This is a genomic window from Mycobacterium sp. (genome assembly GCF_004298145.1).
Lineage (GTDB): Bacteria > Actinomycetota > Actinomycetes > Mycobacteriales > Mycobacteriaceae > Mycobacterium.
This window is the reverse complement of the sequence record NZ_SCRH01000033.1, coordinates 79,691-92,037: the sequence shown is the minus strand read 5'-3', so window position 1 is coordinate 92,037 and position 12,347 is coordinate 79,691. Positions and strand designations below refer to the sequence as shown.

General features: G+C 67.3%; 7 protein-coding genes. 4 read left to right on the top strand and 3 right to left on the bottom strand.

Annotated elements, in window-relative coordinates:
- The first annotated feature begins 49 nt into the window (after window positions 1–49).
- Entirely contained in the window at window positions 50–1,900 is a 1,851-nt protein-coding gene (eccA2, locus tag EPN51_RS12895) for a type VII secretion system ESX-2 AAA family ATPase EccA2 (RefSeq protein WP_293043250.1), read from the top strand.
- Between the two features lie 9 nt (window positions 1,901–1,909).
- On the opposite strand, the gene EPN51_RS12890 is transcribed toward eccA2, so the two are convergent.
- Both EPN51_RS12890 and EPN51_RS12885 read right to left on the bottom strand, forming a co-directional pair.
- The gene (locus EPN51_RS12890) at window positions 1,910–2,350 is read right to left on the bottom strand and encodes a nitroreductase family deazaflavin-dependent oxidoreductase (protein WP_293042863.1); all 441 of its coding nucleotides are present in this window, start codon (window positions 2,348–2,350) and stop codon (window positions 1,910–1,912) included.
- A gap of 1 nt (window position 2,351) precedes the next feature.
- The gene (locus EPN51_RS12885; protein WP_293042861.1) at window positions 2,352–3,203 is read right to left on the bottom strand and encodes an NAD(P)H-binding protein; all 852 of its coding nucleotides are present in this window, start codon (window positions 3,201–3,203) and stop codon (window positions 2,352–2,354) included.
- 111 nt (window positions 3,204–3,314) lie between these two features.
- On the opposite strand from EPN51_RS12885, the gene sigI reads away from it, so the two are divergent.
- Entirely contained in the window at window positions 3,315–4,193 is an 879-nt protein-coding gene (sigI, locus tag EPN51_RS12880; RefSeq protein WP_293042860.1) for an RNA polymerase sigma factor SigI, read from the top strand.
- On the opposite strand, the gene EPN51_RS12875 is transcribed toward sigI, so the two are convergent.
- Window positions 4,190–5,266 (bottom strand): MinD/ParA family protein, encoded by a 1,077-nt coding sequence (locus EPN51_RS12875; RefSeq protein ID WP_293042858.1) that lies wholly within the window; start codon window positions 5,264–5,266, stop codon window positions 4,190–4,192. The genes sigI and EPN51_RS12875 overlap by 4 nt on opposite strands.
- Before the next feature lie 628 nt (window positions 5,267–5,894).
- Here EPN51_RS12875 and gltB point away from each other — a divergent pair.
- Both gltB and EPN51_RS12865 read left to right on the top strand, forming a co-directional pair.
- Window positions 5,895–10,478, top strand: coding sequence for a glutamate synthase large subunit (gene gltB, locus EPN51_RS12870; protein WP_293042856.1), 4,584 nt, complete (start codon window positions 5,895–5,897; stop codon window positions 10,476–10,478).
- Window positions 10,471–11,946, top strand: coding sequence for a glutamate synthase subunit beta (locus EPN51_RS12865; RefSeq protein ID WP_293042854.1), 1,476 nt, complete (start codon window positions 10,471–10,473; stop codon window positions 11,944–11,946). Before gltB ends, EPN51_RS12865 begins: the two co-directional genes overlap by 8 nt.
- Window positions 11,947–12,347: the final 401 nt, after the last annotated feature.

Below are 12,347 nucleotides of genomic sequence, written 5' to 3'. Positions count from 1 at the left end.
CCGAGGGTGGCCGCCCGCAACCCTGATGACCGTGGCCGCGGCGCTCGCGATGGGGGATGTGATGGGTGATTTACAAACGGCCCGACGGCATTTCGACCGGGCCATGGGTATCAAGAGCCGGCAGGGCCGGGCGGCGGCGTTGCCGGAGTTCGTTGCCGCCACCGACGCCGACGCGTCGATGGCCGATGCGTGGCTGGGGCGTATCGCGTGCGGCGACAGCGACCTGGCGTCGTTGCGGCATCTCTATGCCACCAGCGAATGGCTGCACCGTGAGACCACCCGCATCGGGCAGACGCTGGCCGCGGAGATCCAGCTCGGCCCCTACATCGGAATCACCGTCACCGACGCGTCGCAAGTCGGGTTGGCGCTGTCGTCCGCGTTGACGATCGCGGCGGAGTACGCCGAGGCCGACAAACTGCTGGCGAACCGCGACCTGCTGGACTCGTGGACCAACTACCAGTGGCACCAGCTGGCCCGCACCTTCCTGATGTACAGGGCGCAGCGCTGGCCGGACGTGCTGCTGGCGGCCGCCGAGGAGCTGCCCCCGCAGGCGATCGTCATGTCGGCGGTGACGGCATCGATTTGCGCGTTGGCCGCGCACGCCGCCGCCCACCTCGGACAGGGCCGGGTCGCCCTGGACTGGCTGGACCGTGTCGACGTGATCGGGCACGCGCAGTCATCGGCCCGCTTCGACGCCGACGTGCTGACCGCCTCGATCGGCCCGGCCGATATTCCGCTGCTCGTCGCCGATCTGGCGTACGTGCGGGGGATGGTGCACCGTCAGCTGCGCGAGGAGGACAAGGCCCAGATCTGGCTGTCCAAGGCCACCATCAACGGCGTCCTCACCGCGGCGGCCAAAGAGGCCCTGGCGGACCCGAACCTGCACCTGGTGGTCACCGACGAAGAAACCATCGACAGCCGCACCGATCGTTGGGACGCCTCGTCGGCCAAGAGCCGCGACGAACTCGATGACGACGCCACCGCCGGTCGGCGGGCCGAGCTGCTGGCCGAGGGACGCAAGCTGCTGGCGAAGCAGGTGGGACTTGCCGCCGTCAAGCAAGCGGTCGCGGCGCTGGAAGACCAACTCGAAGTGCGAATGATGCGCCTCGAGCACGGCCTGCCGGTGGAGGGGCAGACCAACCACATGCTGCTGGTCGGCCCGCCGGGCACCGGTAAGACGACCACCGCCGAGGCGCTGGGCAAGATCTATGCCGGCATGGGGATCGTGCGCCACCCCGAGATCCGGGAGGTGCGGCGTTCGGATTTCTGCGGCCACTTCATCGGGGAGTCGGGACCCAAGACCAACGAACTGATCGAAAAGTCGCTCGGCCGAATCATTTTCATGGACGAGTTCTACTCCCTGATCGAACGCCATCAGGACGGCACACCCGACATGATCGGCATGGAGGCCGTCAATCAGCTCCTCGTCGCGTTGGAATCGCACCGATTCGACTTCTGTTTCATCGGAGCGGGCTATGAAGATGAGGTGGACCAATTCCTCACGGTGAACCCGGGTTTGGCCGGCCGGTTCAACCGCAAGCTGCGTTTCGAGTCCTACTCGCCGGCAGAGATCGTCGAGATCGCGAACCGCTACGCGACACCGCGGGCCAGCCTGCTCGAGGATGCCGCACGGGAGAAGTTTCTGGACGCGGCGACGACCATCCGCAACTACACCACTCCCGGTGGGCGCCACGGCATCGACGCCATGCAGAACGGTAGGTTCGCCCGCAACGTCGTCGAACGTGCCGAGGGCTTCCGGGACACCCGGGTGGTCGCGCAAAAGCGTGCGGGCCAACCGGTCACGGTCGAGGATCTTCAGATCATCTCCGCGGCCGATATCGAGGCGGCGGTGCGCAGCGTGTGTTCGGACAACCGCGACATGGCGGCCATCGTCTGGTGACCCGGGCGATTACGTCGGCTCGAAACGGAAGACGGCGAGTCGCCCCGCCAGTGCTTCGAATTCGTCGGCCGTTCCGTCGCGCACCATTCCCGAGCGTTTCGCGAACGCGACGCCGACGGGGACCTTGGCGGGGAACTCCCGCAGGACCGGCCGGGCCTCACCGGCGGACAGTTCGACGATCCGGATGCGCCGTGACCGCCGGCCGCGGCGCAGCGTGCCGGTGCCCGCCGCCCGGGCGTTCGCCGCCCAGTCGGCACCGGGATAACCGGCCACCACATAGAGGCCGCCCTGGAAATCGAACGGCGTCATCGGCGTGCTGCGGAGTTGACCCGACTTGCGCCCGGGCACGGTGAGCACCATGGCCGGTCCGGTCGGGATGCCCAGCCGTTGGACCGCCATCATGAACTTGTTCATCGGCTTGAGGTAGCGCGGGGGACGCGGTTCGCTCATGTCAGGCTCCTTCATTCTCGCCGGTGAAGACGTCGCGGTGCTCAGCGACCCACTGGCTGAACGGAAGTGCCGGCCTGCCCAGGATCTTGTCGACGTCGTGGGTGAGGTGGGCGGGTTTGTGCAGCGACTCGGCGAGCATGGCCACATAGGCATCGGCGAATCCGGCGCCGAAACCCAAACCCAGAAACCGTTGCCGCACAGCGGCCGTGGGAACCTCCCGGTAGTGCAGGCGCCGTCCCAGGACGGCGCCGATGACCTCCACCAGCTCCGAGTTGGTGAACGCCTGCGGGCCGGTCAGCGGGATCCGCTGTCCGACAAGCTCATCGGTGAGCAGCGCGTGCGCCGCGACCCCCGCGATGTCCGTCTCGACGATCGGCGCCGTCGACGCGGCGGCGTATGGCCCGGCGACCACGTCGCCGGCGCGGAGCTGCGCGGACCACATGCCGGCGAAATTCGAAGCGAACACGCTGGGCCGCAGGCTCACCCAGGCCAGGCCGGAGTCGACGGCGAGTTGCTCGACCTCCCTGTTGCGGTCCCCGCGAAATCGGGACGGCTGCCGGGAGATGTCGTCGTCCGCGTTGATCGCCGACAACGCGACCAGCTTGGAGATGCCGGCGCGCCCGCATTCGGTGACCACGTCTTCGAGCTGCCCGCCCAGCGCGCGGGAGTTCAGGAAGACCGCTGACGCGCCCGGCAGCGCCTCGGCGGCGGAATGGAACACCTCGACATCGGGCGGAAATCCGGCCGGCCCCGGTTGTCGGGTGACCGCGCGCACGTGTGCTCCCGCGGCGAGCAGTTCGGTGACGACCGGGCGTCCGACGTTGCCGGTCGCCCCGGTGACGACGATTGTCATGGGATGGTTCCTCTCGTGAATTTTGTGCACTGCAGCAAGGACGGGGCAAAAGATGGGAAAGTTACAGCGGAGAACGCGTAACTTTTTGCGGCAGCAGATCGTCGAAGAGTCATGAACCCATCGCCGTCAGCGGGCGACCAGGTCGCCGAGGCCTGGCGTCGCCATCGCCCGTATCTGGTCAACCTCGCCTACCAAATGCTCGGAGACATCGGCGATGCGGAAGACGTTGCGCAGGAAGCATTCCTGCGGCTCTCGCGCGCCGAGATCAGCGGGATCGAGGATGTCCGGGGCTGGCTGACGGTGGTGGCCAGCCGGCTCTGCCTCGACCAGGTGCGCTCGGCCCGCGCACGTTACGAACGCCCCGGCGACATCCAGGAGCGGCCCGCGCCGCGCCGCTCCGACCCGGCCGACCGGGTCACCCTCGACGACGAGATCCGCACCGCGCTGCTGGAAGTTCTGCGCAGGCTCAGCCCCGGCGAACGGGTCGCCTTCGTGCTGCACGACGTGTTCGGGGTGCCTTTCGACTCGATCTCGCAAACCGTGGGTCGTCCGGTCGGCACCTGCCGGCAGCTGGCGCGGCGTGCACGGGCCAAATTCATTGCGGCGCAACCGAAGGTGGCCGCGGTGGCCGCGGCCGAACACCAGCTCGTCACGGAGAAGTTCATCACCGCGTGCGCCAACGGCGACCTCGCCGGGCTGACCGCCGTCCTGGATCCGACGGTCTGGGGCGTGGGCACGATTCTCGCCGACCCGGCGCCGCCGCCACAGGTCAACCACGGGCCGGACGCGGTGGCCACCAACCTGCTGCGCTACCTGTGGCCCGACGTGACCCTGGTCAGCGGTCCCGTCGGCGCGCCGGTGCTGCTGGCCTTCAGCGACCGCCGCCTGTTCGCCGTCATCGTGCTGACCATCCGCGGGGCGCGGGTGGGCAAAATCGAGGCGATCGCCGACCCGTCGGCGCGAACCGGGAACGCTGCCGAGAAGGCCTAGTTCTGTGTGTCTTTCGGTCCTGTGTCGCCCGAACGGTCGGGGCGCGCCGCGAAATAGCCGGCGATCGCCGCCGTGATCTCGAGAAACTTGCGCCGCGTGGCCGGCGCCATTTCACGGGTCACGTCGATGACGCCGCCGGGCCGCAGGTGCGGGTCGAACGGCACTTCGATGACCGGCCGCCCGTGATCGGTGAACTCGCGGGCCAGCAAGGCCCGGGTCCGTTTGTCGGCATGGCCGTCGGAATCGTTGAGCACCACGATGCTGTGGCCCAGCAGCGTCGCCAGGCCCTGATCCGCCAGCCACTCCATGGTTCGCGCGGCGGCGGACGCGCCGTCGGCCCAGGGCGAGGACACGACGATCAGCGCATCGAGATCCCGCAGGACCTCCTGGGTGAGAGGGGCGTCCATCGTCGAACCGCAGTCGATGACCGAGATGGTGAAATGGCGGTCCAGCCGCAGCGCGGCCTCCCGGTAGATCGCGGGATCGAGCACGCGGCGCGGGCCCGAGGCCGGTTCACCGCCGAGCACGTGAAGGCCCGCGGAATTGCGGCCCAGCCGCGCCACCACGTCGTCGAAGGACCGCAGGTTCTTGTCGGCGGTGAGCTCCCAGAACGAGCGCGTCGACCCCGGATCGATGCGGCTGCTCAGCCGCCCGAAGGCGGTATCGGCGTCGATCGCCACGACGTGGTCTTGCCGGCGGAGTCCGGCGAACAGCGAGCCGACGCTGGCGGCCACCGACGTCTTCCCCACACCGCCCTTGCCCAGCACGCCGACCTTGCAGTTGCCGTACAGGTGGGTCCGGATGGTCGCTTCGAATTCAGCCTCCTGCCGTTGGGCGGGCGACGGGCCCAGGTTGATCAGGCCAAAGGTGGCGATCCGCAGGATGCGTCGCCAACCGCGGTCGGGCATGTCGTGGGGCGGCGCCGCCGGGGGCGCCGGCGCCCGGCCCTGGGGCGGTGCGGGCCGCGGGGCGGCCTGGGGCCGCTGCGGAGGGGGACCAGACGGGTAGACCGCCGCGGTGCTCGGCCGCTGCGGCTGCAGACGGTCCCGCAGGAATTGGTCGCGGTCGTTCATGGGCTCCTCGGGTGCCAGGCGTCGGGCCGGTGGCCCGGCCGCGGCTAGCGTCTTACGTGATAAACGCCACGGTCCAGCGTGCGACGCCGGATGTGACCAATACCGGTCCAGTATCTTCTCACGCGGCCGGTGTTGAAACCTGCAAACTCAACCGGGCTCACTGCGGGGGCGTCACGACATCACGAGCGGGGTACTGAGCACGCTCATTCCCGCCCCTAACAGCGCCGCCACCCGGCCCGGGAGGGGGTGGTAGCAAACTGGGCGCGGCGGCTTGCCCCGGTGGTCGGCCGCGAGGGGTGCTGCTGTGGAGAAATCACGGGCCCACCCAGCGGCCCGGCAATATCGCCGATCAGCGGCGACAGCGAAATTTACGACCCCGCCGGCCGAGGTTAGACTTGACGAAGTTGGCATGTCAGGCGGGTATTGTCATATCGTTTTACGACTTGTCGAGACCGGTTCCAGGCCACCGTTCAGAGCTGCACGGACATCCCTACAGGAGCATCTCCGCCTGGGGCACAGCCCATCGAGACAAGACCGAAGGGGTTTTAGCCCGCAGCCTCCGGGTGCGACCTCATCGGGGCCGCCGCTAGCGGCCGCGCAGAACGTTCAGGTGAAGGGTCAGGTGCATATGACGCCCAAGCGCGTCGGGTTATACAACCCCGCGTTCGAGCACGACGCGTGCGGGGTAGCGATGGTCGTTGATATGCACGGCCGTCGCAGCCGCGACATTGTCGATAAGGCCATCACCGCGCTGCTGAACCTCGAACACCGGGGTGCCCAGGGCGCCGAGCCCCGCAGCGGCGACGGCGCCGGCATCATGTTGCAGGTTCCCGATGCCTTCCTTCGCGAAGTCGTGGACTTCGAGTTGCCGCCGCCGGGCAGCTACGCCACCGGCATCGCCTTCTTGCCGCAGTCGTCCAAGGACGCCGCCACCGCGTGTGCCGCGGTGGAGAAGATCGCCGAAGCCGAGGGCCTGGCGGTGCTGGGCTGGCGCAACGTCCCCACCGATGACTCGTCGCTGGGTGCGCTGTCGCGCGATGCCATGCCCACCTTCCGGCAGGTGTTCATGGCCGGGGCGTCCGGCATGACGCTGGAGCGCCGCGCCTACGTGGTCCGCAAGCGCGCCGAGCACGAACTGGGCACCAAGGGCCCCGGCCAAGACGGTCCCGGTCGCGAAACCGTTTACTTCCCAAGCCTTTCGGGTCAGACCCTCGTCTACAAGGGCATGCTGACCACCCCGCAGCTCAAGGCGTTTTACCTTGACCTGCAAGACAATCGGTTGACCAGCGCGCTGGGTATCGTGCACTCCCGGTTCTCCACCAACACTTTTCCGTCCTGGCCGCTGGCGCATCCGTTCCGTCGTGTCGCCCACAACGGAGAGATCAACACCGTCACCGGCAACGAGAACTGGATGCGGGCCCGCGAGGCGTTGATCAAGACCGACGTCTTCGGCTCGGAAGCCGACGTCGAGAAGTTGTTCCCGATCTGCACCCCGGGCGCCTCCGACACCGCGCGCTTCGACGAGGCGCTCGAACTGCTCCACCTGGGCGGGCGCAGCCTGGCCCACGCCGTGTTGATGATGATCCCCGAGGCGTGGGAACGCAACGAGTCGATGGACCCCGCGCGGCGGGCGTTCTACCGGTACCACGCGTCACTGATGGAGCCCTGGGACGGACCGGCGTCGATGACCTTCACCGACGGCACCATCGTCGGCGCCGTTCTCGACCGTAATGGCTTGCGCCCCTCGCGGATCTGGGTCACCGAAGACGGTTTGGTGGTGATGGCGTCCGAGGCCGGCGTGCTGGACCTGGACCCGGCCAAGGTGGTGCGCCGGATGCGGCTGCAGCCCGGGCGCATGTTCCTGGTGGACACCGCACAGGGGCGCATCGTCTCCGATGAGGAGATCAAAGCGGAGCTGGCCGCCGAACATCCCTACCAGGAGTGGCTGGACAAGAATCTCATCCCCCTTGACGACTTGCCGCAGGGCAACTACAAGCGGATGCCGCACGACCGATTGGTCAAGCGCCAGCAGACATTCGGCTACACCTACGAGGAACTCAACCTGTTGGTGGCGCCGATGGTGCGCAACGGCGCCGAGCCGATCGGGTCCATGGGTACCGATACCCCGGTCGCGGTCCTCTCGCAGCGGCCCCGAATGCTCTACGACTACTTCCAGCAGCTCTTCGCGCAGGTGACCAACCCGCCGCTGGACGCCATCCGCGAGGAGGTGGTGACCAGCCTGCAGGGCACCACCGGAGGCGAGCGTGACCTGCTTACGCCGACCGAGCGCTCGTGTCACCAGATCGCCTTGTCGCAGCCGATTCTGCGCAACCGGGAGCTGGCGAAGCTGGTGAACCTCGACCCGAACGACCAGGTCAACGGGCGCCCGCATGGCATGCGTTCCAAGGTGATTCGCTGCCTGTACCCGGTGGCCGAAGAGGGCGCCGGGCTGGCCGCCGCCCTCGAGGACGTGCGTGCGCAGGCGTCGGCGGCGATCGCCGACGGCGCGCGAGTGATCATCTTGTCCGACCGTGAATCCGACGAACGGATGGCGCCCATTCCGTCGCTGCTGGCGGTGGCGGGTGTGCACCACCACCTGGTGCGCGACCGGACGCGGACCCACGTCGGCCTGGTGGTGGAAACCGGTGACGCCCGCGAGGTGCACCACATGGCGGCGCTGGTCAGCTTCGGCGCCGCGGCGATCAACCCGTACCTGGCGTTCGAGTCCATCGAGGACATGCTGGACCGGGGCGTCATCGAGGGAATTGACCGCAAGGCGGCGCTGAACAACTACATCAAGGCCGCCGGCAAGGGCGTGCTGAAAGTGATGTCCAAGATGGGCATTTCAACCCTGGCCTCCTACACCGGTTCGCAGTTGTTCCAGGCGGTCGGGATTTCCGAGGATGTGCTCAGCGAATACTTCACCGGGTTGAGCTGTCCCATCGGCGGGATCACCCTGGACGACATCGCCGCCGACGTCGCCGCCCGCCACGGGCTGGCCTACCTGGACCGTCCGGGCGAACGCGCCCACCGCGAGCTCGAGGTGGGCGGGGAATACCAGTGGCGCCGCGAGGGCGAGTACCACCTGTTCAACCCGGAGACCGTGTTCAAGCTTCAGCACGCCACCCGCACCGGTCAATACAAGATCTTCAAGGATTACACGCGCCTGGTCGACGACCAGAGCGAGCGGATGGCCTCCCTGCGCGGCCTGCTCAAATTCCGCGGCGGTGTGCGTACATCGATTCCGCTGGACGAGGTCGAGCCCGCCAGCGAAATCGTGAAGCGCTTCTCCACCGGAGCGATGAGTTACGGCTCGATCTCCGCCGAGGCGCACGAGACGCTTGCCATCGCGATGAACCGGCTGGGCGGCCGGTCCAACAGCGGGGAAGGCGGCGAGGACGTCAAGCGTTTCGACCGCGATCCCAACGGCGACTGGCGCCGTAGCGCGATCAAGCAGGTCGCTTCGGCGCGGTTCGGCGTCACGTCGCACTACCTGACGAACTGCACAGACATCCAGATCAAGATGGCTCAGGGTGCGAAACCCGGTGAAGGAGGCCAACTTCCGGGGAACAAGGTGTACCCCTGGGTTGCCGAGGTACGGCACTCCACTCCCGGGGTCGGCCTGATCTCACCGCCGCCGCACCACGACATCTACTCCATCGAGGATCTCGCCCAGCTGATCCACGACCTGAAGAACGCCAACCCGGCCGCGCGCGTGCACGTCAAGCTGGTCTCCGAGAACGGCGTGGGCACGGTGGCCGCGGGTGTGTCCAAGGCACACGCCGACGTGGTGCTGATCTCCGGGCACGACGGCGGCACCGGCGCCACGCCGCTGACCTCGCAGAAGCACGCCGGTGCGCCGTGGGAGCTGGGCTTGGCGGAGACGCAGCAGACGTTGTTGCTCAACGGGTTACGCGACCGGATCGTGGTCCAGGTCGACGGCCAGCTCAAGACCGGCCGCGACGTGATGATCGCGGCGCTGCTGGGCGCCGAGGAATTCGGCTTCGCCACCGCGCCACTGGTCGTGGCGGGCTGCATCATGATGCGGGTCTGCCACCTGGACACCTGCCCGGTCGGAGTGGCCACCCAGAACCCGCTGCTGCGGGAACGTTTCACCGGCAAGCCCGAGTTCGTGGAGAACTTCTTCATGTACATCGCCGAAGAAGTCCGTGAATACATGGCGCAGCTGGGTTTCCGGACCCTCAACGAGGCCGTCGGCCAGGTCGGATCACTGGACACCACGCTGGCCCGAGCGCACTGGAAGGCGCACCGGCTCGATCTGGGCCCGGTCCTGCACGAGCCGGAATCGGCGTTCATGAATCAGGATCTGTACTGCACCTCGCGTCAGGACCACGGTCTGGACAAGGCGCTCGACCAGCAGTTGATCGTGATGAGCCGCGAGGCGCTGGATTCCGGAAAGCCGGTGCGGTTCTCCACCACGATCAGCAACGTCAACCGCACGGTGGGCACCATGCTCGGCCATGAGGTGACCAAAGCGTATGGCGGTCAAGGGTTGCCGGACGGCACCATCGACATCACCTTCGACGGCTCGGCCGGCAACAGCTTCGGCGCCTTCGTGCCGCGAGGCATCACCTTGCGCGTCTACGGCGACGCCAACGACTACGTCGGCAAGGGACTGTCCGGTGGCCGGATCGTCGTTCGGCCGTCGGACGGCGTGCCGCAGGACTACGTGGCCGAGGACAACATCATCGGCGGCAACGTGATCCTGTTCGGCGCGACCAGCGGGCAGGCGTACCTGCGCGGTGTGGTCGGCGAGCGATTCGCGGTCCGTAACTCCGGGGCGCACGCCGTCGTCGAGGGCGTCGGGGACCACGGTTGCGAATACATGACCGGCGGCAAGGTCGTCGTCCTCGGTCGCACCGGCCGTAACTTCGCGGCCGGCATGTCCGGCGGTGTGGCGTATGTCTACGATCCGCACGGCGAATTACCAGAAAATCTCAACGCGGAGATGGTCGAGCTCGAGAGCTTGGATGAAGATGACAACGAGTGGTTACACGCCATGATCCAGGGACACGTCGACGCCACCGATTCCGCTGTGGCTCAGCGCATTCTGGGTGACTGGCCAGAACAGCGGCGGCATTTCGTCAAGGTGATGCCGCGGGACTACAAGCTGGTGCTGCAGGCCATCGCCGAAGCGGAACGCGACGGCGTGGATGTGGACAAGGCGATCATGGCGGCCGCCCATGGCTGATCCAAGCGGCTTCATGAAATACACGCATCGGGAACTGCCGAAGCGCCGGCCCGTCCCGTTGCGGTTGCAGGACTGGAACGAGGTCTACGAAGAATTCGACAACGAGACCTTGCGGGAGCAGGCGACCCGCTGCATGGACTGCGGTATTCCGTTCTGTCACAACGGTTGCCCGCTGGGCAATCTGATTCCGGAGTGGAATGACCTGGTCCGCAAGGACCAGTGGCGCGACGCCATCGAACGGCTGCATGCCACCAACAACTTCCCGGACTTCACCGGCCGGCTGTGCCCGGCCCCCTGTGAGTCGGCCTGTGTGCTGGGCATCAACCAGCCCCCGGTGACGATCAAGCAGATCGAGTACGAAATCATCGAGAAGGCCTTCGCCGAGGGCTGGGTGCGGCCGCTGCCGCCGGAGAAGCTGACCGGGAAAAAGGTCGCCGTGGTCGGTTCCGGACCGGCGGGTCTGGCCGCCGCGCAGCAGCTGACCCGCGCCGGCCACACCGCCATCGTCTTCGAGCGGGCCGATCGCATCGGTGGATTGCTGCGCTACGGCATTCCGGAATTCAAGATGGAAAAGCGCGTGGTCGACCGTCGGCTGGACCAGATGCGGGCCGAGGGAACCGAATTCCGGGCGGGCGTCAACGTCGGGGTCGACATCACCGCGGAACAACTGCTCGCCGACTTCGACGCGGTGGTGCTGGCCGGCGGTGCGACCGCGTGGCGCGATCTGCCCGTTCCCGGCCGGGAATTGGACGGCATCCACCAGGCGATGGAGTACCTGCCCTGGGGCAATCGGCAAGCGTCGGGCGACCTCGGCGAAGCCGACATGGATGCGGACGGACAGCCGCCGCTCACCGCCAAAGGCAAGAAGGTCATCATCATCGGCGGCGGTGACACCGGCGCCGACTGCCTGGGCACCGTGCATCGGCAGGGCGCCATCGAGGTGCACCAGTTCGAGATCATGCCGCGCCCGCCGGAGACGCGCGCCCCGTCCACCCCGTGGCCGACCTATCCGCTGATGTACCGGGTGTCCGCGGCGCACGAAGAGGGCGGCCGGCGGGTGTTCTCCGTCAACACCGAGGCGTTCGTCGGCAAGGACGGCCGCGTGACGGCGCTCAAGGCCCACGAGGTGACCATGCAGGACGGCAAGTTCGTCAAGGTGGAGGGTTCCGAATTCGAACTCGAGGCCGACCTGGTGTTGCTGGCGATGGGATTCGTCGGCCCCGAGAAGGAGGGCCTGCTCACCGAACTCGGGGTCAAGTTCACCGACCGCGGCAACGTCGCGCGCGGCGCCGACTTCGAGACCTCGGTTCCGGGCGTCTTCGTCGCCGGGGACATGGGTCGTGGCCAGTCCTTGATCGTGTGGGCGATAGCTGAGGGCCGGGCGGCCGCGGCGGGGGCGGACCGGTTCATGATGGGTTCCACCGCTCTGCCGGCAGTTATCAAGCCGACCACAGCACCGATTCAGTAGTAACACCAGTCACATCAGAAACACGACCGGTTCTCCTCGGCGCGTCTCCCGCAGTTTGCCAGGAGGTAGGTGTCTAATAACCCTTTGTGAGCCCGCTCACAGGGGGGTCTCACTGTTTCCCGGATGAACGGACCGACCGCAGGAGTGGTTCTTGTGCATATCCACCCAGTACCCCGAACGCGGATGGGGCGAATGGCCTGGTCATGGTTGCGTCACCCGGTGAAAAGTCGCGAGTTCCCCGCAAAGCACGAGCGGCTCGTAACCGCTCAGGACCTATTGCTCTTTGGCGCGTGACCGCTCGGACAACGCGCTTACTGGCGCGCGGTGGGTTTGCTCGAATCGCGGTGGGCGGGATTTTCGCCTAAGAGTCCCAAGCGGGCCCCCAAATCGGTACACAGGTC